Source organism: Porifericola rhodea (assembly GCF_030506305.1).
GTDB classification, from domain to species: domain Bacteria; phylum Bacteroidota; class Bacteroidia; order Cytophagales; family Cyclobacteriaceae; genus Catalinimonas; species Catalinimonas rhodea.
The window spans coordinates 1266723-1289781 of the sequence record NZ_CP119421.1 but is presented as its reverse complement, the minus strand read 5'-3'; the positions used below and the strand labels follow the sequence as shown (position 1 = coordinate 1289781).

The following is a 23059-nucleotide window of genomic DNA, read 5'->3' as shown; positions in this document are numbered from 1 at the left end:
GGTACCGGCTACTTTACTAATTTCTACTCATTCAAACACTTAGTGCAGGAGTCTGTTTTACTATTATTATTTCTTCCTCTTTGCCATCTCAGGCAATAGACTTTTTGTAAATTTTTTAAACCTAAAGATTATGTCATCCCCTCTTAATGTAGCTCAGAAACTAATCAATACTCACCTGATAGAAGGAGAAATGAAGCCGGGTGAGGAAATAGGCATTAAAATAGATCAGACCCTAACTCAGGATGCCACGGGTACTCTGGTGATGCTGGAGCTGGAATCTATGGGCGTAGACCGCGCCCAGACTGATGTGTCAGTTCAGTATGTAGATCATAACCTACTGCAAACTGACTTTAAGAATGCGGATGATCACGTGTTTCTCAAATCTGCGGCAGCCAAATTTGGCATATGGTATAGCCGGCCAGGTAATGGCGTAAGCCACCCTGTACACATGGAACGTTTTGGTGTACCTGGCAAAACTATGGTGGGTTCAGATAGCCACACCCCGGCAGGAGGCGCCCTAGGCATGCTGGCTCTGGGTGCCGGAGGATTGGATGTAGCCTTTGCCATTGCAGGTGAACCCCTGTATTTTAAAATGCCTAAAGTATTAGGCGTAAAGTTGACAGGTAAGCTACCCGATTGGGTAAGTGCCAAGGATGTGGTGCTGGAGATGCTGCGCCGCTATGATGTAAAAGGTTGTCGGGGCATGATTGTAGAGTACTATGGTCCCGGTCTGGATTCGCTAAGGGCTATGGACAGGCACGTAATTGCCAATATGGGTACTGAGTTAGGAGCAACTACTACCGTATTTCCTTCAGATGAGGAAGTGCATGCTTTTATGAAGTCGCAGGGGAGAGAAGACCAGTGGAGTGAGCTAAAACCTGACGAGGGGGCTACTTATGACGAGCATGATGAAATTGTGCTGGATGAATTGGTGCCGCTGATAGCCCTGCCCAGCAGCCCTGGCAATGTAAAAGAGGTAAGAGAGGTAGAAGGACGTCCTGTACACCAGGTCGTGATAGGCTCATCGGCAAACCCTGGTTTCCGTGACTTTTGGGTAGTGAGCGAAATAGTAAAAGGTAAAACTACTGATGCAGACGTTTCTTTTGACGTCAACCCTACCTCACGGCAGATGATAGAAAACCTATCTGCTACTGATGCTTTTAAAAACCTGATACATGCGGGGGCTCGCTTTCATCAGGCAGGTTGTATGGGCTGTATCGGTATGGGGCAGGCTCCTGCCACCGGAAAAATCAGTCTGAGAACCATGCCGAGAAACTTCCCGGGCCGCTCCGGCACACTGGACGATCAGGTATATCTGTGTAGCCCTGAAACTGCTGCTGCCTCAGCACTTACCGGCAAAATTACCGACCCTCGTGATCTTGAAAAGATTTATGAGATGAAGTACCCGCAATATCTACCTGCCGAGAAAGAAATTATTAATACTGAATTGCTGGTAAAGCCACCGGAAAACGGGCATGTCATTGAGCTGGAAAAAGGGCCTAACGTAAAGTCTTTACCAGACTTTGATGAGCTTCAGAACGAATATAAGGTTCCGGTTATGTTAAAAATGCAGGATAACATCAGTACCGACGAAATTTTAAGAGCTGGTGCAGAAGTGCTTCCGTTCCGTAGTAATATCCCGGAAATCAGCAAATGGTCATTCTCTATCATAGACGATAGCTTTTACGAGCGTGCTAAGGAAGCACAAGCTAAGCATAGCGGACATATAGTAGTAGCTGGAGAAAATTATGCTCAGGGTTCTAGTAGAGAGCATGCTGCATTAGCGCCTCGTTACCTGGGACAGGTAGCGGCAGTAGCTAAAAGTTACGCACGTATTGGCTGGCAAAACCTTGTCAACTTTGGTATAGTACCTTTAGAGTTTAAGAATGCTGAAGATTATGACAAGATAGAACAGGGCGATACAATTAAGTTACAAGGTCTGCGTGAAGCTCTTGAAAATGGTAAAGATGTGAAGCTGATTAACGAAAGTAAAAACGAAGAGATTGAACTTACCTATCAGCTTAGCAACAGGCAGGTGCAAGTGTTATTAGCAGGGGGAGTAATTAACTATTTCCGCATGAAAAATGTAGATCAGGAAGCTTAATCATATTGACAGCATAATATTAAAAAAGCTTCGTGATAGTGTATCGCGAAGCTTTTATTTTAACATACTCATACGGCCAGCCTTCTTTTATCATCCACATACTGTTTCTTGGCTTCTGTACGAATATGTGCCCAGGTATCATCATAAGAGCTTGCAAACGATACAGTATGATGCACACCTTTTGGCTTCAGGTCTACGGACTCTACCGCAGGCTGTTTACTGGGCTTTTTAAATAATCCGAACATATTTGTAAAAGTTATTTATAAGAACAAAACTTACATCAATATAACATATTATTAAATAATATTAAAATAATTATATAAATAAATTTAATAGTAAAACTATAGGTGTTTGGTATTCAAATATATGGGTACAAAAAAAGCCTCATATGAGGCTAGAGATGTGGAGATGTATTGTATAGGCATTAATTAATGGGTGGCTGTTCTATAGCATCATAAAGTACCTGCTGTATATTAGTGCGGGTATTCAGCTTATATAACCTGGTGTTGGCTCGGGTAGGATGTACTCTATTTGACAGGAAAACATACACCAGCTTGTGTTCCGGATCGGCCCAGGTAAACGTTCCCGTAAAACCTGAATGTCCAAAACTGGATGGGCTGGCATCTTTTGCAGTATTATTGTTCTCTCCTCTGTATTCCAGGTTGGGCTTATCAAACCCTAAACCACGGCGGTTATCATTTTCAGGAAACTGATAGCGGATAAATTCATTAACAGTAGCTTCGCTGATATATCTCCTCCCACCGTATTCCCCTTTATTCAGATACATTTGCATTAGTTTGGCAAGGTCATTAGCATTGGCAAACAAGCCTGCATTGGCAGAAACGCCTCCCATCATAATAGCTCCTTCATCATGTACGCTGCCATGTATAGCCTCCTGCCGAAACAAAAAATCGTGCTCTGTAGGTACAATTCTCTGCTTGTCAAATTTTTCCATAGGGTTATAAGTAAGCGTAGTAGCACCCAGTGGGCCATAAAAATTTTCGTTGATGAAGCTTAGGAAATCCTCACCGCTAAGTTCTTCTACTATAGTTGGCAGCAGATAAAATAATAAGCCTGAGTACAGGTACTTCTTCTCTACTTCCAGAGGAGACTTTTTAATAGCCCTGAAAATTTTCTTCTTATAGTTACGATGTAGCCAGAGATTATCCGATACTTTCACCGGAAACCTACGAGATGAGTCCTCTTTAAATGTAAACCATTTGTGGCTTCCATTATCTCTCAGGGTATTCTGCCAATAAGGAATCCAGGGCTTAAAACGAGCCTGATGGGCAAGGATGTCCCTGAAAGGGACATCTGCCTTATTTGAACCTTTAAAATATGGCAGGTAATCATCTATACCTGCTTCCAGGTCAAACTTGCCTTCATCGTGTAGTTTCATAACGGCTGGTAGGGCAGTAGCAACTTTAGAGATTGAAGCCAGATCATAAAGGTCAGTTTTTTTTACCTCAACAGTATCAAAGTAGGAATGAAGCCCATAAGCTTTGTAAAAGACTACTTTCTGGTCTTTGGCTACCAATACCTGTCCGCCTGGTATCGCCTTGTTATGAATGGCCTCCCACATTAAGGAGTCTATACCCGCCTGTAATATCTGTGAGTTCATACCGGCATCTTCGGGTAAGGTGTAATTGAAACGGATATGCCCTTTTACCTCCAGTCCATCTCCGGCTTTAAACTTGCTACCTACACTTACCGGCAGCTTTCCGTTGGCACTTACTCCTCCAAAAATTAGCTGTGCTGCCAGCTCCTGAGCGTCTGTATTGTCCTGATAGGTAATAATAAGACCCTCTGCCTGCTCTATATTTTTAAGTTTGTCGAGCACATAAGGGTTTTTAAATACCGCAAGGATAGAATTGTCCATAGCGGCTATATCAGATACCAGTTGCATCAGAGGGGCAGAAAAGCTAATACGGTTACGCGGATACTTACTGTTGTCATGCACTCCGGCAACAACAATATCATAGCCGGCAAGCTTGCTCTTTATACTGCTCACCTGCGACTGACTGGCTTTTTCGTCAAGCACAAAGTTGTCTACTTTGGTATAGCGGTTCAGCATCTGCTGAAAAGCTGTTTCTCTCTTAGCACCCATAGATATGGCGGCTACCTTTAAAGTATCCAGTCTGAGTACCGGAAAAAGCTTATTATCATTCTTTAATACTGTTAAGGCCGCTTCCATAAGCTTACGGTTAAGCAGCTTACCAGTAGGGGTATTGAGTTCGTTGGCAATATTTTTTACCTGAACAGACTGCTTCTCATGTAGACCTACCCACTGTTTTACCGCCAGCATTTTACGGCAGCGCAGGTCTATCTCTTCCTGGCTGATTAGCCCCTGAGCTACAGCTTTCTTAATTTCTGCGATAGCTTTAGGTACATTTTCTGTAAACTCCAGCACATCATTTCCTGCCAGAATAGCGTCTTTATCTACAACTCCCTGCTCATTGCCGGCAGTTACGCCTTTCATATTCATAGCATCGGTAACTATTAGCCCTTCAAAGCCCAGTTCATCTTTAAGCAGTCCACTTACAATAGGCTTAGAGAGGGTAGAGGGTAAGCCTTGGGTAGCATCCAGGGCCGGTATGTTTAAGTGAGCCACCATTATACCACCTACACCTTCTTCTATAATCTTGCGAAAGGGGTAAAGCTCCAGCGAATCCAGGCGGGCACGATTATGATTAATCTGAGGCAAAGCATAATGAGAATCGGTATCGGTATCTCCATGGCCAGGAAAATGCTTGGCAGTAGTTAGGATATGCTCATCCTGCATCCCTTTCATATAGGCAATGCCCTTACGGGCTACGTTTTCTTTATCTTCTCCAAAAGAGCGATAGTTAATAACAGGGTTTTGCGCGTTATTATTGACATCTACCACCGGAGCGAAGTTGATATGCATACCCGCACGCTTAAACTGACGCGCGACCTCTCTACCCATCTGATAGACCATGTTATCGTCCTGAATAGCTCCCAGGGCCATCTGAAAGGGGAAGTTGAGCGTACTGTCCAGTCGCATACCCAGGCCCCATTCGGCATCCATGGCTATTATAAGCGGCACCTCAGAGGCTTCCTGCAATTGGTTTACCATTCTAGCCTGTCGGCCGGGGCCACCCTGAAAAAAGATAAAACCACCTATCTTATGATCTCTTACCAGGGTCTGTAGCTCCTGCATATGGGCAGCGTCACGGTTTGAGTAAGCCGCAGCTACAATAAGCTGTGCTATACGCTCATCGGTATTCAGGCTGTTAAGCACAGAGTCTACCCAGCTGCTTTGCATGTACTGGAGAAAAGGAGGCGGGGTTTTCTCCTGCGCCTGCGCGGGGGCATAACTTACCAAATTAAGGAGGGCTAAACATGCGGCCCACCAGCAAATTTTTAACTTCATATACTGTATCCGGTTTGTTACATGAATATTGGTTGCGGCAAAATAACGAATAAAGTAGAGCTATATTAAAAAAACTACAAAGCATCAATTTTATTAGGGTAACGTTCACGCAATCCCTGAAATCTATACAATTTATCCTGCCAGCAGGGAATGTAATATTGAATAAATACTTTGTGTAGTGTAGGCAAATGGATTAGTTATTTTTGACTAAAATAATCAATTGTTTACTGTATACTTATGGCGCTAAATAAAGTGATCAATTCAGGAGTGCTACCTCAGCAGCCCTCCTACCTGCAAGGTAAAATTAGAGTATCTAACATTATCGGTCTTATTGTTGGCTTTGGGGTGGCTATACCCTTTATTATACTTTCTGCTATCTACTTCCCCCCTTTGACCATTGTGCCTATTCTAGGCTTAGGCGTTTCTTTTGGAAGTATCATGCTGAACAAAGCCGGCAGTAATAAGCTCGCTCGCATCATTATCTCTTTATTGCCTTTAGTGCTGTCAGCTACATACAATATGGGCTTATCCTCGGCTACCGACAGCCCTGTGCTGGGCGTATACATGGTAGAGCTAAGCTTTTCTATCATTGTTTTTCTGGTATTTGACCTGAGAGAAAAGACTTATATGGCAGTACTTTCAGCTATTGCCATTGCTATTATCATGACCTTTGACTATACCAAGGGGCTATGGGAGCCTGAGGTAGACGCTTCTATCATACGCGAAGGCTATGTAGGTACTATGGCTATTATTAATAGTGTGCTTTTTGCTTTTGGCGGAGTATTTAGTCTGGTGTATCAGAACCAGCAGGCAGAAAAAGAAACCGCTCGCTTATTGGAGGAAGCTGAAGAGTCAAATCAGCGGATAGCCCAGTCGGAGGTAGAGATGAAAGCTAGCATAGAGCAGCTAAAAAATGCACAGGAAGAAGAGAAAAAACGACAGTGGGCTTCAGAAGGTCTAGCTAAGCTAAGTAGTATTTTGCGTGACTATGACAATGCCAAGTCTATGGGCGACCGCGTTATCGCCTACATTATTAAATATCTGGAGGCTAACCAGGGGGGGCTTTTTCTGGTAAAAGAGGATGAGGGAGAGAAAGAAATTCAACTTCTATCATGCTACGCCTATAATAGAAAGAAGTACCTGAAAAAAAGTATAGCGCCGGGAGAGGGCTTGCTGGGCCAGGCCTACCTGGAGAAAGAACCCATCTACCTGACCGAAATACCCTCGGATTATGTAAATATAACTTCCGGCCTGGGAAAAGCTACTCCTCGTTCTTTACTAATTGTACCTCTTAAAATTAATGATGAGGTGGAAGGTTTGCTGGAACTGGCCTCCTTTAATGAGTTTGCTCCACATGAGATAGAATTTATACAGACCCTGGGCGAAAACATTGCAGCAACGCTGAAAAACAACAGTATCAACGAAAAGACGAAGCTGTTATTACAAGCCTCTCAGCAGCAGAATGAAGAGATTAGAGCGCAGGAAGAAGAAATGCGGCAGAATATGGAAGAGCTACAGGCTACACAGGAGCAGTCAGAAAGGTTACGCGAAGAGCTGGAAGCAAATCAGCAACTATTACAGGCCAAACTACAGGAACTGGAAGAAGCTAAAAAAATAAATGAAGAAGCACAGCGGGTAGAGGCAGAGAGAGCCGCTAAACAAGATAAGGCGCGCTCACGTATGATGGACAAAATGGCCGCTAAGTACAAAAAAGAATAAAGAGAGAAGAGGCCGCAATGGCCACTACATACATGTGTGAGCCGTTGGTCTGTAGGGCAGAAGCCCGACGACTATACTATCTTGAAAAAGCTCACCTGGAAATGCCAGGTGAGCTTTTTATCTATAATTCTCATACAGTTGTTTACAGTTTTTCTACTCCAAGGCCTGGTTTATCAGTTAGCGACATTACCCCGTCTTTAAGATAAAAACCGCCTTTCGCTACATCCCGGGCAAGGTCAAAACTGCCGTCCAGGTCAATATAGTGGGTGTTAGCAGAAGAGAAGGCCGCATGCAAAGCCGCAGCAATACTGATAATACTCTCATCATTACAACCCCACATCAGCTTAATGTTTGCACCTGAAGCGATAGCAGCAATTTCCTGAGCACAACTGATACCTCCACACTTCATCAGCTTAATATTGAAGATGCCGCCGGCAGAGGGTTTGGATGCCAGCCTTAGGGCATCATAAGGGCTAACTACGGTTTCGTCCAGTGCTACCAGTTCTTTCACCGCAGAGGGTAGCTTCTTGTACTCCTCAATAGCATCGGCAGGCAGGGGTTGCTCAATAAGCTCCAGATCCATAGAGAGGGTTTTGTAATAAAAATCTTCCAGCTGTAGCTTGGTGTAGCCCTGGTTAGCATCTACCCGGAGTACTATATCCTTTTTGTATAGCTCATGAATTTTGCTGAGCCGCTCTATGTCTTCTTCCAGAGAGACCCCAGTTTTTACCTTTATATATTTAAAGCCTCTGCCCACATATTCCTTAGCCTCTTCTACGGTTTCTTCCACGCCTTTAATGCCTATGGTAATAGAGGTAGGAAGTGCTTTATGCTTTTGCCCCAGGTACTTGACCAATGGTACGCCCAGCTGCTTGGTAAAGAGATCATGGAGGGCAATATCCAGGGTAGCTCTTACGCCTGGCCTTTTAGGAAAGTGCTGCATCACCTCAAAGCAGAGCTGGTGCATCTCACGAATGTCTCGCCCTACCAGCCAGCCAAAGTCATGCGCTTTTAGAAGTTCTACCGTGTCATTGACATCTTCGCCTACCACCTGCTTACTAGGGTTGGCAGCGCCCAGACCGCTGGTGCCATTTTCCAGAATAATCTCTACTATACAGTTATCCACAGAGTCTACCGACTTATAAGCAATGCTGTAAGGACGGGTAAGTTCAAGGTTTTCTTTACTTATGCGTACTTCTTTAATCTTCATGGCTATCTATCATTTTTTGGATGTGTGGTATGCATGCCTGCATGCCTTCCTGCAGGGGGATGAGTACTGGTATTCCGAACTTATCTTCGTACTGCTCTTGATAAGCTCGCGCCTCTTCAGGACTTAGGTTTTGCTCATTAATAGTGATGGCAATTACTTGAGACCCATATGATTCAATCAGTTTAATCTCACTCTCCAGCGAGGGAATCTCAAACTGCTCTTCTTCAAAATGGTAAAAATATGTCCTGCCGGGAGCATGCTGAAGGATGACATACTTGGCATCGCCCGACATCAAGAATTCTGAGCCACCCGGTCCACTGGGGTTTCTTAACGAGCTCTGCCCCTCCAGCAATATGATCTGAGGGTGTTTGGCCTCATAGCAGCGAACAATGGCATCTTCCAGTTCGCCAGAGATGAAGTCGTTAAGCGTAGAGTCAAAGATAAAGCCGTACTCGCTCCCTTGCATCCAGCCGGTTTGTCCGGTATAAATCATTTCCGTTTGTATGCAGGCTTCTTCCAAAGCATGCATGAGCAAACGTGTGGTCGTCCTCTTACCCAAGTTACAATCTGTTCCCAGAATCGCAACCTTAGGACATTTAACTTTTTTGATGCTGCCGTTCCAGAACTTTAGCGTATGCCTGGGTTTGGGACGACGAATATCAGTAATGCTTACCCCATGCTCCTCTGCTAGAGTAGTTAGCTCTTCTATGTCACTCATATACTCATGCAGCCCACTTACAATAGACATACCCGCTTTAATGGCCTCTTTAACGGTATCCAGCATACCATTAGGTATCAGACCTCCCTTACCGGCTACCCCTACCAGGCAAACCGTAGCCGCCTCTCTACTTTGTGCCATAAACTCTTCCAGATGGTTAAATACAGGAATGTTACGTTTTTTGCCATCTACCACTTCCCCGGCATCTTTGCCTCCGTGTTCAGGGTCTATGACGGCAAGTATGTGGTATTTGGAAGAGTCGCGGATAAGTCCATGCGCGGTTTTAGCGCGTGGTGTAGCGAGGTAAGCATGAGTAATAATGATTGCATTTTCTTTCATATAAGCTTGTGTAGTGTATAGTCTTCCATGTTCTTGAAAATATACTTAAAAAAGCAATGTAAGGAAAAGAATATTTTGTGTCCCATAAAGTGAGCTAAGCTTCATTTAAGTCTTTATACTTATCCTATGTCATAGTAAAGCTTTCTTTATACACTGGCAACACTGGTAACGAAGCTATTACTTCAATAGTAACAGGCCATTAATGATCTGAAAACGAAGGGTAAAGCGTCTAAAAAACTTTTGCACAAACTCCCCACCGCATCTTTCAATTACTTGTGTAATACTTAAACTAAAATATGAAGTAAAATAGATGCACTGATGAGCAGACCTTTAGATACTGCCAGTAGTAAGCAATGCTTTAGGCGTTACCAAGCTTAGAGTCTGGCAGTTACTCGGTTAGTGTGGGGTAGTAGCTAGTCGAGAGTATGACTAAAGCTAAGTTAGAGACAGGTGTATCGCAGTGTGCGAAATTGGATAGCGCAGGCTGCGCTTTATACTTTCGCAGCCTGCGAAAAGTTTATTCGGAGCTAGCGCTTAGCTGACAATGAAGGAGCTGGGGATATGTATGTTTACGTAATTGTGTGCTGTTGCCTTGCCTACAGCGTACTTCAAGGTGGTAGCTGCCTTCTTTAAGTTCGCTAGGGGTTATAAAAAAAAGCTCACTGGCTTTGTTGCTCATAAGCTGAGTTACCTTGTACTGTTTTTGAGAATCAGACATTAGATAAACCCCTTCATCTTCTGCTGCCTCATTAACCTTAAGTCTGTACCCCTTTAAGCGCACGGGCATGGCGGGCATAATAGTATGCGAAGCAAGCTGAGAGTCAAAATGTTCAAACTTTTTAATAGAGGGCTGTGGCGAGTTGACCGGCTGTCGGTAAGCTCTTTCTTCGTTTAACAATTTACGTAGGCGCTTGCCGGGGCTGGCGTTTACACAAAGCTGATGGCGCCTGGGGTCATAAACATCTATCACTGAATTAAACTTGCCTTTAATACTAGCTTCCAGTTTGAGCAGTGGGGTATGTATATGTTGCCCATTTTTAAGCAAATACTCCAGAGCCAGGGTATATTCTTCCAGTACGTTTAGTATCTGCGTGCGACTGAGTCTGGGGTTGCGCATAAGCATCATCTCAATTACTTCCTCTTCATCGGCATAGCCTCTGGCTACTACGCGAGCTACCATTTCATCCTTTTGCTTACTGAAAGGATTAGGGTAAAGTGAGAAATGAATGGGCATAAGCAGTCTTTTTTGTAAAAATAGCTAATCGTTTTATGCCAAACATGCTCTGTTTCAGTGAATTGTTGTAATCTGTAAGGCTTAAGAAATTTTGCAATAAAAGTAGGCAGGGCTTTTCTCCATATTTGATTTTAGGCTAAAGCTACCTTAGCTTTATAGCCATACATAATGTAAGCAGATAGGTATACAATGTAACTAAGCGCGCATATCCACAGAAAACTGTAATTACATTTGCTATACTATCGTAAGCCTCATATCTACATAAAAGCTTAAAGAACAGAACATTGAGTGTAAAGTATCTATTACAGTATAAGCAGCTGCCCTCAGTAGTGGGAGCTCTATTTTTATTTGCCTGCCAGCCAGCGCAACAGGAGAGACCCGAAGAAATACCGACGGTACAGCAGGAGGACCAAACAGTTGATATGCCCGAATCTACAGATAAGGTTAGCCCATTGGAACAAAGCCTCCGGGAGCAGGGGCTGGTCAGAATAAAAGATATAGACAGCAGTATAGTTGTACATCTGCGTTACAGTACTACCGACAACTTTGTAGGGGTAGATGTATATGGAGATTTTGACGAAGCCTACATGCAGCCTGAGCCTGCCAAAATGTTAGCGGAGGCTAACCGTAAGCTTAAAGAGATGAAAAAAGACTATAGCCTCTACATCTACGATGCTGTGCGGCCCCGCAGCGTGCAGCAAATTTTGTGGGATACCCTGGATATGCCCCTTGATCAAAAAACCAAGTACGTAGCAGACCCTCAGGAGGGTTCTATCCATAATTATGGAGCAGCAGTAGACCTCACCATAGCCGATGCAGAGGGGCAGCCTATAGATATGGGTACCGATTTTGACTACTTTGGCGTAAAAGCTTATCCGGTGCGGGAAGAAGAGATGCTGGCTAAAGGAGAACTTACGGAAGAGCAGGTAGCCAACCGCAGGCTGCTCCGACAGGTAATGACGGAGGCAGGCTTTTCTATAATTACCAGTGAATGGTGGCATTTTAATGCAATGTCGCGAAATGAGGCCGACCGGCGTTATGGCATAGTGGAATAATAGATGCCTTATTGTCGTTGTTAGAGTATATGCATGGGTACTGTACCATATGGCTTTGTATATTGCTACCGCTCCATAGCCTGGCGCAGCTCAGTGTAGACACATCTTATAATGAGGAAAGCCTGGTAAGGGAAGTTTTTTTTCAGGCGAATGCCAGCCTGAGCCATATCAGCTTTAAAGGTTCGTACCGGGCTTTAGGCTTATTTGAGGTTAACAATGAAGACTTTCCACTGAAGAAAGGTATTATCCTTTCCAGTGGAGATGCCAAAAGTGCCGGGGGACCCAACCAAAACCCCGCTACCAGCTCGGTACATCGTACTGCCGGAGATTCTTATCTGGATAAACTGAGTGGAGGTACTACTTATGATGCCAGCGTGCTGGAATTTAGCTTTGTACCCGAGCAAAATACTATTGCGTTTGAATACATTTTTGCTTCAGAAGAATACCCTGAGTTTGTAGGTAAAGGCTTTCATGATGTCTTTGCCTTTGTACTTACTGATCTCGGCAGCCATCGTTCTTATAATCTGGCATTGGTACCGGAAACCCAACTTCCGGTACATGTAGACCACATCAACAGCAAACGGCATAATGAGTGGTACATTGCCAATGCTTATCGGAAGAGCGGGCAATGGTATGATCTGCTGGAGTACGATGGCTTAACGCAGGTACTTACCGCTCAGGCTGCTGTAGTGCCGGGGCGCAAATACCGAATACGCCTGGCCATTGCAGATGTACACGATCCCATGCTGGACTCCAGTGTTTTGCTTAAAGAAAAGTCATTCCGAAGCTTTAACACTCCTTCTACAGAAATTGTAACGAACTCCGAAAGTACGCTAGTAACACCGCACACCATTTTGTTTGATTGGGATAGTAGTGAGCTAAGTCCTGATGCTGAAGAAAAGCTTCGGCAGTTTGCTGATGATGTGCTTTTAAATGCTGCCAAAGCTATTTGGGTAGTAGGGCACACCGATAGCTGGGGGTCGGATACCTATAATGAACAGCTTGCCCGCCGGAGGGTGCAAACTGTAGTCAACTACCTGGCTCGCCTGGGGCTTAAAGGTAAAGTAAGGCTTTACCGCAGGAGTAAAGGTGAAAATGAGCCCGTAGCCAATAATGCTGATGCTTTTGGGCGCTCGCAAAACCGAAGAGTAGTAGTAAGTGCGGAATTTTAATCGCTGTGCTGCCGCTCCCTTCTCCTAAAAACACAGCCTTCTCTAAGGGGGAATGTAGGTTAGTACAAGAAAGCTCTCCCTTTCTTTCTGAAGCAGATCATAGCCGTGCTTAAAGTTACTTTTTACATCCAACGGCTCACTTTGGCCTCTCCCCGAAAAGAAGGCCATGATTTCCATAACTGATATACTATCTCCTGAAACAGGTCTTCCCGTTCTTCAGTGCTATCACGATAGATACGACATACCTTGTGAATGATCCCCTGATGCTGCTGTACGATATGGATAAAATCTTCTTTCAAAAATTGTCTTTGAGCAGTAAGTAGAAAAACAGCCTTTGTTTCTTACAGAAGAAATTAAAAAAGTAAGAACCTTAATAAGAGGATAAAAAAACCGGCACTGGGCCGGCATATTCTTACCAAATAGCTTATAGCGTTTACTGGATAGGCTTCAACTGATAACCTTTTTCTCTCAAAAGCTCAATTACGCCCTGAGGGCCAGAAAGGTGACCTGCACCTACCGCAAAAAAGGTGGCTCCCTCCTGCGACATTTCGGTAATCTGAGGAAGCCATTTGTTATTTCTATCATCCAGCATTACTTTTTCTGCACCTTCCATAGGCTTCATACTATCGTGCACCAGTTTGTACAGAGCATCTATGTTCTCCGAGTGGTAAGCGCTGAGGAGCGCCTTTATTTCTTTGACCGAACGCTCATGCTCGCGAATAGAGCTCATCAGGTATTCTGATTGCTTATCTAAGGGAATCGCATTGAAAATCGCCACCTGATCTTCTATAGTCTCCAAGCCGTATACTTCCATCTCTTTTTCTTGAGCTTGTTTAACCAGTGACATTTCGTATGAACCTGGTTGACAGTCCAGAACGGGAAGCATGAGTACTGTACTTAGCATCATGGGGTTCATGGCGTTTACTGCCTGAATTGGTATGCTTAAAGAGTCTTTCAGGTATTGCTCCAAAAACTGGTAGTCCTTTTCACTTAGCAGGCTTTTGAGGGTAGATCCATCCTGCATAATAGAGGCACTCTGCATCTTTTGCATGACTCCCGGCTCGTCCATATCTATTTCTAGCACTAAGCGTTCGCTTGCAGAGAGAGCCTCCTGCATAGCAGGTGTTATTTTTATATCCTGTGGGCACATCAGATGAATAGTACCAAAAAGGTAAGAAGGTGTTTCCAGGTCTTTACCACTTATCTCCCATAATAAAGAGTTGCTGTTTTGCGCGTAGGCAGAAAATATACATCCAAAAGCAAGGCTGAGTAATGAGGCTAATGTTCTTTTCATTTTAATATTTTTAATAAATGGTTCTGTATGCTTAGTATTAAAGCAGTAGACTTTATTACACTTTGCGGAAAAAATTATTTCAAACCGTGTAAGAAACTTAGCTCAGCGTCTACTCATAGAGGTGTAAGACAAAGCTTATGAACCAAAAACAAGCCTTTTATCATTTTCTGGAGCAGAATACCGCCGTGGTAAGCAAGGTCTGTCGCATATATGCTAACAATGCTGATGAGTTTCAAGACTATTTTCAGGAAGTGGTATTACAACTCTGGCGCTCCTACCAATCATTCAGGGGTGAGGCCAAAGCATCTACCTGGGTGTACCGAATAGCATTAAACGTATGCCTTACTCAGCTTAAGCTTAAAAAGAGACGACCTGATCATACAGCACTGGAAGCAGCACCGCTTCATGCACTGGCACAACAAAACTATGACGCTACGCAGGATGAGCAGATAAGAAAAATGTATGCGGCTATCCGGCAGCTGAAAGAGATAGACAGGGCTATCATTCTTCTGTACTTAGAGGCCAGGTCTTATGAAGAGATAGCCGAGGTGGTAGGAATAAGCATGAGCAATGTAGGTGTACGTATCAATAGAATCAAACAACAATTAAACAAATTAATACATGGAAGATCTGCAAGCATTGTGGGATAGGGCATCCGCTAAAGAAGTGCAATCTATTGAGCAGTCAGCGGTAGAGCAGATGATTAGCAAAAAATCTACGCATGAGCTGACATGTTTTTACAAAACTATATATTATGAGTACCTGGCAGGCTGGGGCATGCTTGCCCTTTTAGGAGCGAGCCTGTTCATGCTGCCCAAAAACCACCTGGAGCTTGGTCTTCTAATAGTATATTTTACCATGGTAGTCGTATTTTATCACTTTACACTTAAGAGGTATCATCAGGTACAGCCGTCAGATAATTTGCAACACTATCTGGAAAAGTCCATCAGCTTTCTGAAAGCCTACGTTTTTCAATACCTGGCTATCTGCTGGTTTGGTGGAGTACTAGGTTTGGCCATCGGTTACTTTTCCGAAGACTGGGTGAGATACTCAGGGGCTAGTATGACCTGGTTAGAGAACAATACTATTCCCGGCTTGGATTATGTACTTGCTATAGGTATAGTAGTACTGATACTTCTCTTTGCTCACTATTATATAAAGTATATTTATCGGAGGCGAATTAATAATTTACAGATGTTACTGGATGAGTTAAAAGAAAGCTAAAGAGTGCTATGCCAAGCTACAGATAAGCTTTATTTTTGAGTAAGACTAATGAGTTGCTCCAACCTATGAACCGTATAGATCGCCTTACTGCCATCCTTATTCAGTTGCAAAGTCAGAGAATAACCCGGGCGCAAGATCTGGCTACCCGTTTTGATATAAGTTTGCGTACGGTCTACCGCGATGTGCGAGCTCTGGAAGAAGCCGGTGTGCCCGTAGGCTCTGAGGCGGGCGTAGGTTATTTTCTGGCAGATGGTTACCGGTTGCCTCCGGTCATGTTTAGTCCTGAAGAAGCGCGTGCTCTTATCACCGCACACCATTTTATCAACTCATTTACCGATATTGGGGTACAGCAGGCCTACGAAAGTGCGCTGTATAAAATTAAATCTGTATTGGGTAGTCAGGAACAGGAGATGCTGGAAGATTTGCACAATAAGGTAAAGGTAGTCCCTACTGTAGCGCAGCCTGAGCATCCGCAGGATATCCATCTCAGCAAAATCCAACAGGCACTGATGCAAAGACAAGTAATTGCAGTAGAGTATTTTTCTCCGGGCAATGCTACTTTTACCAATCGTAATATTGAACCTATTGGCCTGGTCTATTATAGCGATGCCTGGCATGTAATAGCCTTTTGCCAACTACGTCAGGACTATCGTGACTTCCGACTGGATAGGATGAGTAAAGTAAAAATATTAACTACTCACTATCATTTAAGGGACCGTCTTTCGCTGGAGCAGTACCTGCAACAGCAGAGCCAGACTACAGATGCTCGTTTGATGAAAGTTGTCTTTGACCAAAAAGTGGTCAGGTATACACAACAGGCAAGGTATCAGCATGGCTTTGTGCAGGAAGAAGTGCACGAAAAAAGTACAGAGATGTGGTTTATGGTAGGTTCAGAAAACTTTTTCGCTCGCTGGCTTATGATGTACGGAAGCTATGTGCATGTACTGGAACCTTGCAGTCTCAAAGAGCTAATGCAAAAGCTTTCATCCGATTTATATGAGCATTATCATTAAATTTATTGAACCCTACTGACATAGGGTTGTCACTCCCGGTCTATAAGTTTGTGATATCACCAAAACCCACATACTTATGAAAATGCACACCGGATTTATTACCCGAAATTTACAGGAATGTAAAGCTTTTTACGAGCAGTATTTTGGCTTTGAGGTTATTTATGAGGTAGAGTGGTTTGTATTGCTACGCAAAGGACCTTACGAACTGGCTTTTATGCAGCCAGAACTGCCGGGCCAGCATCGCTTATTCCAGCCAGTATTTAGCCAGGGCATCTGGTTGGCGATGGAGGTAGGCGATGTAGATGCGGAGTACCAGCGTTTATCCGAGACGGGGGCTCCTATTGTTACTAAGCCTAAAAATGAGGCCTGGGGTGACCGTCACTTTGTGGTGGAAGATCCTAATGGTATGGGTGTGGATGTATATATGCGCCTGCCAGTAGAGGAAACAGAAAAAGTGTAGTACAAAAAACTCCCCCTTTTGCCCTTTTGATAAAGGGGCTGGGGGGATTAGCTATAAGTGGATGCCATCCCCTCAAAGCCTAAAACTATAGACAGGGCTAAGTTTTGAGAGGGTTTTTAGGGGGTAGGAATCCATCCCCCTCACCCCCTTCTCTAAGGGGGAATGTAGGGTAGTACTAAGATAGAACACGCCTAATTATTATTACAACTCCCTTAAAAAACCATTAACGACAGCGTATTTAGGTGTACCTGCTTCTTCTAATATAAAGTTTGGTCGGCTTCCAATTTCTAGCGTATAGGTGGGAGAGGCGTCCTCACTAACTACATCCAAAACCAAATGCCTGCGTATATCTTCCTGTCCTTCCATGTCCTTTACTCTTACTGTGGTATAGCCCTGACTGATGAGTTCCATAGCATCCAGCTTTTGAACGGCATGCAGGTCAGGCTGAATTTCTTCGTACACCTTACCGGGAACGGCTGTCATGCCACGAGCATCAAACATATCATAGCCATAGTAAGTAGACATATCACCTAACTCCCTAATGCTACCCACTTTAAAATACCTGCTATGCTCATTGTACTCAGCTTCATAGTGGTTGATGCCTACATCTACAGTATACAGCTTGCCATTAATTTCTTTTTTTACATTGCGCACTAGCAGATCATAGAGGTAACGTTCGTTTTCGGGGATGTTCCAATAGTCTTCTCTGTTATAGTTCTTATAGTTTTTGGTAGCAATAGAATGTAATGCTTTCACCAATATCATAAAATTGAGCTTGCGTATGCGTTGCTTCTCAGGATCGTCCGGAAAACCACCTGACTCTATCAGTATGGTACTGGTCCCCCACTTCTGTATGTTGTCTCCAAAGGCGCGTGGCTCAAAATCATCATTATACCTGCCTACATGACCTTTTATGTAGTGTTGGAGGGCTTCGTTAAGCTCTACAATCACCTGCATTGCACGTTCCCTTACGGGATTTATGTCTTTTGCGTAGTTGTAAGCGGGAGGCAAAAAAGAAATAGTGGCCGCTTCCGGCTTAATGCCTGTGGTATAGTATACACTCTGGTCGTGTAGGTTAAAGCCAAAATCTGCCTGTAGGCTGTCTCGTATATTTTTAAGAATGCGGGATTCCGGGGACTGTAAGCGTAAGGCATCACGGTTCATGTCTACACCCAGCGCATTACGGCGCTCAAATACTTCTGCCCCATCGGGGTTTAGCATAGGAATAAAGTGTACCGTAATATTATTGAGTATGGTATTACGCAGCTCATTAAACGCATCATCTGCCATAAAAAAGTTAAAAAGATCCAGCCCGGCCATAGTGGCGGTAGACTCATCTCCATGCATTTGCGACCAGAGTAGCACCTGAGTTTTACCACTACCAAAAGTAACATCATAAATGGCGCGGCCCTCAATAGATTCTCCCAACTTATTTACCTCAAAGCCTTTTTCTTCATCAAGTTTAAGAAGAATAGGCTCAATATCGCTATGCTTAAAGCGGCGAGTCTGTATAGATTCTTCCCGGTAATCGTTGTAGGCATCATACACCTGCTGGTACACAGGCTGCTGGGCTAAGCTAAGCTGACAAAAAAGAAGTATAAGTAATCCACTTAGAGTGTATTGCATGTGTAGTTTTTGCGCCAAACCTAGCGCATAAAGTGGAAAAGGACAAGCGTCGGCCTTATCCTCTCAGCTATGAGCATCACTTTATATGCTCCATAATCTGTATACGAGACTGGTCAAACCCGATATGCTCTTGTAACATTTTGCTTCGGTTATATGGCTGGCTATAATGCCAGGCACTATTTTCCAGAGTAGTATCCGCAAAATTGATGTCAAAGTATTCGGTATCCCCTTTTAAAGGGCAGTGAGTAGATTTTTCGGTGCGCACCAGCGCCTCCATCTGTACATCTTTTTTAGGAAAGTAGTATACAGGGTCGTATAGGTCGTGTCCGGCTTCCTGCACCTTGAGTACGTAGTTTGAGCGAGCGATCTCCTGACCGTTGATGCTAGCACTAACTGTTTTGTCTACATTCTTTACACGCATAAAATGACGAAGCTCATCTGGATTATGGATGGCCTCTTTAACCATAGTGATTTGTTCTGTCTCGCTCATCGTTTTTATTTATGCAACCTGCCAAAAGGAGGTAATTGTTTAAAAAATTACTGACAGCTTAGGTCAAAAAGTGAACAATACAATACCGATGGGTAGACTTATTGTTTCATAAAGCGAATGGTCTTTTTCTGATCACCGTTGCGGAGCGTAAGAAAATATACCCCCTGACTGGCAGATGCAATGTCGTATTCGTTGCTGCCTAGCTGTATAGGTTGCTGCAAAATTTCTTTTCCCAACAGGCTATAGATGCTCAAACTTCCACCACGCCAGCGGTCTTCATTAATTTCTAGCGTAAATGTTCCTGGAGTAGGGTTGGGGTATAGTCCTATTTTAGGCTTTTTCACTTCTTCTTCCTGAGCAGCAGTGATATAGTAATCTTGTGCCTGTCGGTGATGTACAGTGTCTAATACAGAAATGTTGTAGTCACGTACCGTATGCCCTATGTTTAACCAGTCTTCATCCACCTTCCTCCATTCCGTTACTTTAATGGCAAGGGAGTAGATACCTTCCAGGTAAGGAGCATCCCAGCGCAATATCCCATCAGTACTAAGACTTAAGCTACTGGGCTGCCTACCGTCTGCTGTGCTTGCCTCAGGAGCGTAGCGCTTATCAAACTCTTGAGGAAAAGTATAAAATTCTACTTCAGTATCTACATCCTGTTGGGGTACTATAAGTGCGTAGCTCAGGCTGTCTCCTTCGTTTTCTGTCACCGAGAGCGTATCCAGATATGTTGTGTTGGCAAAGGCTAACGGCCTGGGGGGCATATTAAAAGTAGCCAGTCCATTGCAGCCTATTACAGGGTCAATAAATACCCTGGACTCTATATACAATGGCATATCTTCAGCACGATTCATATTAACAATTTCTCCATCTCGCTCAAACTCTTTAAAGTAGAGGGTGTAGCTCCCCGGTCCGGGAAAGGTATGTTCGTGACTGATGGTCGCCTGCATAAAATGAGTGCCATCTATCTGCAAGCTTTCAGATTGGTAATCTACAGTCTCAATACTAATAGGGTCTCCATAACCCACATAAAACTCTCCACTTATCAAGTCTGTATCAGAGCCAGTATGCTCAAAAAGTCTGATGACAATATCATAAGTATAACTTTGACAGTTGACAGCAGTGGCACTAATCTCTCCGCCAAATATATGAGAGGCCTTTAATGGAATAGAGATAAAAGTTATGGCTAAAGTAGTCCATTTTAAAATTTTATGTATATGCTTCATAAACTTATGGCCTGTAGTTTTAGAATCATTCGCGACAGCGCCTATATTTAGGCTTAGCCTGATCTACATTTTAGACACCTAAAAAGTAAAGAGGGTTTAAATGAAGATACGATTTATTTAAAGTAATTATTAGTATGCACTCATAAAAATTGTGATTTTTTGTGAGTATGAATGAAATTATTTTATTATACCTATGTATTTTTTCATGGGTTGTTAATGGTCTTACTTAACCTTTAAACTATGAGACAATTATTACTTTTAAGCTTCTGTCTTTTTTACCTCTCTTTTGAGGGGTTTGCCGCTGATAGCATTAGCGAAAAGACCAAAAACATGAAAAAGTACGAAGGCTACTTTACCTTCTACTGGGATGAAAAAGATGGAAAAGTCTGGCTGGAGATTGATCGTTTTGATACTGACTTTCTCTACTATAACTCCCTTTCTGCGGGTGCGGGCTCCAATGACATTGGGCTGGACAGAGGACGGCTTAATCGCTCACAGGTAATGCAGTTTCGCCGTAGTGGTAACAAAATTTTGTTTGTAGAACCCAATCAGGACTACAGGGCTATTACTAATAACCCTGATGAGCAACGTGCGGTGCGGGAATCATTCGCGGAAGCCGTGATGTTTGGCTTTACTATAGAAGCCGAAGAAGGTGAGAAGGTACTGGTAGATGCTACAAAATTTTTTATGCAGGATGCCGTAGGTGTCACTAAAATGGTGAAACGAAGTAAGCAGGGGAGCTTTAAACTAGACGACTCTCGCTCTGCTTTTTACCTCCCCCTTACCAAAAACTTCCCTAAAAACACAGAAATTGAAGTAAGCCTTACCTTTACTGGTGATGATGCCGGCTCCTACCTGCGTTCGGTAAGCCCTAACCCTGAGGCTTTTACCGTTCGCCAACATCATTCGTTTGTTGAGCTACCGGATAAGGGGTACGAAATGCGGAAGTTTGACCCTCGCTCAGGTTACCTTTCTGTGCAGTACATGGATTACGCCACAGAAGTAGACCAGCCAATTACACAACGCTTTATACGTCGCCATCGGCTGCAGAAGAAAGACCCTGCCGCAGCGGTAAGCGAAGCGGTAGAACCTATTATTTACTACCTGGATCCCGGCGCGCCGGAGCCTATTCGTTCCGCCCTAATGGATGGCATCCGCTGGTGGAACCAGGCTTTTGAAGCCACCGGCTACAAAGATGCTTTTCAGGTGAAGCTACTACCCGATGATGCTGACCCTATGGATATCAGGTACAATTATGTGCAATGGGTACACCGCTCTACCCGAGGCTGGTCGTATGGAAGTAGCATTTATGACCCCCGTACCGGTGAAATTATTAAAGGTAAGGTAACACTGGGCTCATTAAGAGTACGACAGGATTTTCTGATTGCCTCCGGGCTGGTTGCCGCTTATGAAGAAGGAAAACCTGTTTCTGAAGAAATGATGGAGATGGCATTGCAGCGTATTCGTCAGCTGGGTGCACATGAAGTAGGGCATACGTTGGGGCTGGTACATAATTATGCCTCTACTTACGAAGGTCGCTATTCGGTTATGGACTATCCCCATCCCTTGGTCAAGATAAAAAACAAGAATGAGCTGGACTTATCAGAAGCTTATACGAATGAAATAGGCGCCTGGGATAAAGTAGCAATTGCGTATGGCTATCAGGATTTTCCTGAGGGCGTAGATGAAGAAGAGGCTTTGGAAGAAATTATACAGCAATCACTAGACGAGGGTTTGCTTTTTATTTCTGACCGGGATGCCCGGGCAAGTAGCGGCGCGCACCCTTATGCTCACCTCTGGGACAATGGTACCGAGGCTGATGAAGAGCTAAATAGGGTAATGCAAGTGCGGGAGATTGCTTTAAATAACCTTTCTGAAAAGAAGATTCCTTTTGGCCAGCCTATGGCTACTCTGGAAGAAGTATTAGTGCCTATGTACATGTTTCATCGCTACCAGGCAGAGGCTACTGCCAAACTAATTGGTGGTTTATACTATACTTACGCTCTTAGGGGCGACGGCCAAACTCCATTAAAAGTAGTAGAAGGAGATAAGCAACAGGCAGCTATTGAGGCGATGTTACAGACAATTAGTCCAGAAGCTTTAGCCATACCAGAAAAGCTTCTGGAATTAATTCCTCCTTATCCGCTGGGCTATTATGAAAACTCAAAGGAGGTGTTTAAGTCACGAACGGGCATCACCTTTGATCCACTGGGAGCGGCAGAGTCAGCGGCTAACTTTACGCTGAGCCTTTTGCTTAACCACGAACGTGTAACCCGTATGATTGACCTGTCATCACGATACGAAGAAGTGCCTGGCTTTCATGAGATGGCCGATCAGCTTGTCAAAAATACAATCGGTGCACGTAAAAAGCTGGGCTACCATGGGGAGCTACAGCGATTGGTAGATCGCCTGGTGTTGGACCATATGATTAAGCTGGCTGCTAACCCCAATGCTTCGGGACAGGCCAGAGCTATGGCTAGTCTAAAGATTTCGGATATCAAAAAGATAATGTTAAGTAATATGGTCGGAGAGGTAAATCCGGGCTGGAAGGCACATTATATTTTTGGTCTCAGTCAGATTCAACGCTTTGAAGATAAGCCAGAAGACGTAAAAGTGACTGATCCGCTTGCAGCACCTGATGGCTCACCAATAGGGCAGGACGAGCTGTACCTGCTGGGCCAGAAAAGTGACGATTGGTGCAGCCATATAAAGTAGTAGCATAAAGCAAAGAAGCAGCCCTTAAGAAAATTTCTGATAAGCTGCTTCTTTATCTTACTTTAA

The 23059-nt window shown here is 43.9% G+C and carries 19 protein-coding genes; 9 read left to right on the top strand and 10 right to left on the bottom strand.

The window, feature by feature from the left end; all coding sequences use genetic code 11:
- Nucleotides 1–130: 130 nt before the first annotated feature.
- Entirely contained in the window at nucleotides 131–2104 is a 1974-nt protein-coding gene (locus PZB74_RS05270; RefSeq protein WP_302241309.1) for an aconitate hydratase, read from the top strand.
- A 68-nt stretch (nucleotides 2105–2172) separates the two neighbouring features.
- On the opposite strand, the gene PZB74_RS05265 is transcribed toward PZB74_RS05270, so the two are convergent.
- Both PZB74_RS05265 and PZB74_RS05260 read right to left on the bottom strand, forming a co-directional pair.
- Complete coding sequence (locus PZB74_RS05265) at nucleotides 2173–2349, bottom strand: hypothetical protein (RefSeq protein ID WP_302241308.1); 177 nt, start codon at nucleotides 2347–2349, stop codon at nucleotides 2173–2175.
- Nucleotides 2350–2528: 179 nt separating this feature from the next.
- Nucleotides 2529–5498: a serine hydrolase domain-containing protein gene (locus tag PZB74_RS05260; protein ID WP_302241307.1), complete on the bottom strand. Its 2970-nt coding sequence runs from the start codon at nucleotides 5496–5498 to the stop codon at nucleotides 2529–2531.
- Between the two features lie 237 nt (nucleotides 5499–5735).
- Here PZB74_RS05260 and PZB74_RS05255 point away from each other — a divergent pair, with 237 nt between their 5' ends.
- Nucleotides 5736–7217, top strand: coding sequence for a GAF domain-containing protein (locus PZB74_RS05255; RefSeq protein ID WP_302241305.1), 1482 nt, complete (start codon nucleotides 5736–5738; stop codon nucleotides 7215–7217).
- Between the two features lie 142 nt (nucleotides 7218–7359).
- Here the strand turns inward: PZB74_RS05255 and PZB74_RS05250 are convergent, their stop codons facing one another.
- The 3 genes from PZB74_RS05250 to PZB74_RS05240 form a co-directional block, all read right to left on the bottom strand.
- Nucleotides 7360–8427, bottom strand: coding sequence for a mandelate racemase/muconate lactonizing enzyme family protein (locus tag PZB74_RS05250; RefSeq protein WP_302241304.1), 1068 nt, complete (start codon nucleotides 8425–8427; stop codon nucleotides 7360–7362).
- On the bottom strand, nucleotides 8417–9484 hold the full coding sequence (locus tag PZB74_RS05245; protein WP_302241303.1) for an N-acetyltransferase DgcN family protein: 1068 nt from the start codon (nucleotides 9482–9484) through the stop codon (nucleotides 8417–8419). The genes PZB74_RS05250 and PZB74_RS05245 overlap by 11 nt, the downstream gene beginning before the upstream one ends.
- Before the next feature lie 517 nt (nucleotides 9485–10001).
- Entirely contained in the window at nucleotides 10002–10718 is a 717-nt protein-coding gene (locus PZB74_RS05240) for a DNA-binding domain-containing protein (RefSeq protein ID WP_302241302.1), read from the bottom strand.
- Between the two features lie 284 nt (nucleotides 10719–11002).
- Between PZB74_RS05240 and PZB74_RS05235 the strand changes: the two genes are divergently transcribed.
- Entirely contained in the window at nucleotides 11003–11773 is a 771-nt protein-coding gene (locus tag PZB74_RS05235) for a M15 family metallopeptidase (RefSeq protein WP_302241301.1), read from the top strand.
- Between the two features lie 29 nt (nucleotides 11774–11802).
- Nucleotides 11803–12945, top strand: a complete 1143-nt coding sequence (locus PZB74_RS05230) for a choice-of-anchor L domain-containing protein (RefSeq protein WP_302241300.1) — start codon at nucleotides 11803–11805, stop codon at nucleotides 12943–12945.
- A 122-nt stretch (nucleotides 12946–13067) separates the two neighbouring features.
- Here the strand turns inward: PZB74_RS05230 and PZB74_RS05225 are convergent, their stop codons facing one another.
- Nucleotides 13068–13244 (bottom strand): sigma factor, encoded by a 177-nt coding sequence (locus PZB74_RS05225; RefSeq protein ID WP_302241299.1) that lies wholly within the window; start codon nucleotides 13242–13244, stop codon nucleotides 13068–13070.
- 134 nt (nucleotides 13245–13378) lie between these two features.
- Nucleotides 13379–14239 (bottom strand): TraB/GumN family protein, encoded by an 861-nt coding sequence (locus PZB74_RS05220; protein ID WP_302241298.1) that lies wholly within the window; start codon nucleotides 14237–14239, stop codon nucleotides 13379–13381.
- Between the two features lie 137 nt (nucleotides 14240–14376).
- On the opposite strand from PZB74_RS05220, the gene PZB74_RS05215 reads away from it, so the two are divergent.
- From PZB74_RS05215 to PZB74_RS05200, 4 genes are all read left to right on the top strand, one after another.
- Complete coding sequence (locus PZB74_RS05215; protein ID WP_302241296.1) at nucleotides 14377–14889, top strand: RNA polymerase sigma factor; 513 nt, start codon at nucleotides 14377–14379, stop codon at nucleotides 14887–14889.
- Nucleotides 14861–15463, top strand: a complete 603-nt coding sequence (locus PZB74_RS05210) for a hypothetical protein (RefSeq protein WP_302241294.1) — start codon at nucleotides 14861–14863, stop codon at nucleotides 15461–15463. Before PZB74_RS05215 ends, PZB74_RS05210 begins: the two co-directional genes overlap by 29 nt.
- A 35-nt stretch (nucleotides 15464–15498) precedes the next feature.
- A complete protein-coding gene (locus tag PZB74_RS05205) occupies nucleotides 15499–16476 on the top strand; it encodes a helix-turn-helix transcriptional regulator (protein WP_302241293.1) in 978 nt (325 codons plus the stop codon).
- Nucleotides 16477–16552: 76 nt separating this feature from the next.
- Nucleotides 16553–16936 carry a VOC family protein gene (locus PZB74_RS05200; protein ID WP_302241291.1) on the top strand — a complete coding sequence of 128 codons (384 nt, stop codon included), beginning with the start codon at nucleotides 16553–16555 and terminating at the stop codon, nucleotides 16934–16936.
- 201 nt (nucleotides 16937–17137) lie between these two features.
- Here PZB74_RS05200 and PZB74_RS05195 read toward each other — a convergent pair whose 3' ends face one another.
- The 3 genes from PZB74_RS05195 to PZB74_RS05185 form a co-directional block, all read right to left on the bottom strand.
- Nucleotides 17138–18562, bottom strand: coding sequence for a M14 family zinc carboxypeptidase (locus tag PZB74_RS05195; RefSeq protein ID WP_302241290.1), 1425 nt, complete (start codon nucleotides 18560–18562; stop codon nucleotides 17138–17140).
- A gap of 76 nt (nucleotides 18563–18638) precedes the next feature.
- A complete protein-coding gene (locus PZB74_RS05190) occupies nucleotides 18639–19052 on the bottom strand; it encodes a DUF427 domain-containing protein (protein ID WP_302241289.1) in 414 nt (137 codons plus the stop codon).
- Between the two features lie 98 nt (nucleotides 19053–19150).
- Nucleotides 19151–20278, bottom strand: coding sequence for a T9SS type A sorting domain-containing protein (locus tag PZB74_RS05185; RefSeq protein ID WP_302241288.1), 1128 nt, complete (start codon nucleotides 20276–20278; stop codon nucleotides 19151–19153).
- A 240-nt stretch (nucleotides 20279–20518) separates the two neighbouring features.
- On the opposite strand from PZB74_RS05185, the gene PZB74_RS05180 reads away from it, so the two are divergent.
- The gene (locus tag PZB74_RS05180; protein WP_302241287.1) at nucleotides 20519–22993 is read left to right on the top strand and encodes a zinc-dependent metalloprotease; all 2475 of its coding nucleotides are present in this window, start codon (nucleotides 20519–20521) and stop codon (nucleotides 22991–22993) included.
- Nucleotides 22994–23059: the final 66 nt, after the last annotated feature.

What these genes read in the sequence shown, in the direction of transcription:
- PZB74_RS05180 (WP_302241287.1), top strand. Translation starts at nt 20,519, where the DNA reads ATGAGACAATTATTACTTTTAAGCTTCTGTCTTTTTTACCTCTCTTTT.
- PZB74_RS05260 (WP_302241307.1), bottom strand. Translation starts at nt 5,498, where the DNA reads ATGAAGTTAAAAATTTGCTGGTGGGCCGCATGTTTAGCCCTCCTTAAT.
- PZB74_RS05195 (WP_302241290.1), bottom strand. Translation starts at nt 18,562, where the DNA reads ATGCAATACACTCTAAGTGGATTACTTATACTTCTTTTTTGTCAGCTT.
- PZB74_RS05210 (WP_302241294.1), top strand. Translation starts at nt 14,861, where the DNA reads ATGGAAGATCTGCAAGCATTGTGGGATAGGGCATCCGCTAAAGAAGTG.
- PZB74_RS05245 (WP_302241303.1), bottom strand. Translation starts at nt 9,484, where the DNA reads ATGAAAGAAAATGCAATCATTATTACTCATGCTTACCTCGCTACACCA.
- PZB74_RS05270 (WP_302241309.1), top strand. Translation starts at nt 131, where the DNA reads ATGTCATCCCCTCTTAATGTAGCTCAGAAACTAATCAATACTCACCTG.
- PZB74_RS05255 (WP_302241305.1), top strand. Translation starts at nt 5,736, where the DNA reads ATGGCGCTAAATAAAGTGATCAATTCAGGAGTGCTACCTCAGCAGCCC.
- PZB74_RS05250 (WP_302241304.1), bottom strand. Translation starts at nt 8,427, where the DNA reads ATGAAGATTAAAGAAGTACGCATAAGTAAAGAAAACCTTGAACTTACC.
- PZB74_RS05190 (WP_302241289.1), bottom strand. Translation starts at nt 19,052, where the DNA reads ATGAGCGAGACAGAACAAATCACTATGGTTAAAGAGGCCATCCATAAT.
- PZB74_RS05220 (WP_302241298.1), bottom strand. Translation starts at nt 14,239, where the DNA reads ATGAAAAGAACATTAGCCTCATTACTCAGCCTTGCTTTTGGATGTATA.
- PZB74_RS05230 (WP_302241300.1), top strand. Translation starts at nt 11,803, where the DNA reads ATGCATGGGTACTGTACCATATGGCTTTGTATATTGCTACCGCTCCAT.
- PZB74_RS05215 (WP_302241296.1), top strand. Translation starts at nt 14,377, where the DNA reads ATGAACCAAAAACAAGCCTTTTATCATTTTCTGGAGCAGAATACCGCC.
- PZB74_RS05240 (WP_302241302.1), bottom strand. Translation starts at nt 10,718, where the DNA reads ATGCCCATTCATTTCTCACTTTACCCTAATCCTTTCAGTAAGCAAAAG.
- PZB74_RS05265 (WP_302241308.1), bottom strand. Translation starts at nt 2,349, where the DNA reads ATGTTCGGATTATTTAAAAAGCCCAGTAAACAGCCTGCGGTAGAGTCC.
- PZB74_RS05200 (WP_302241291.1), top strand. Translation starts at nt 16,553, where the DNA reads ATGAAAATGCACACCGGATTTATTACCCGAAATTTACAGGAATGTAAA.
- PZB74_RS05185 (WP_302241288.1), bottom strand. Translation starts at nt 20,278, where the DNA reads ATGAAGCATATACATAAAATTTTAAAATGGACTACTTTAGCCATAACT.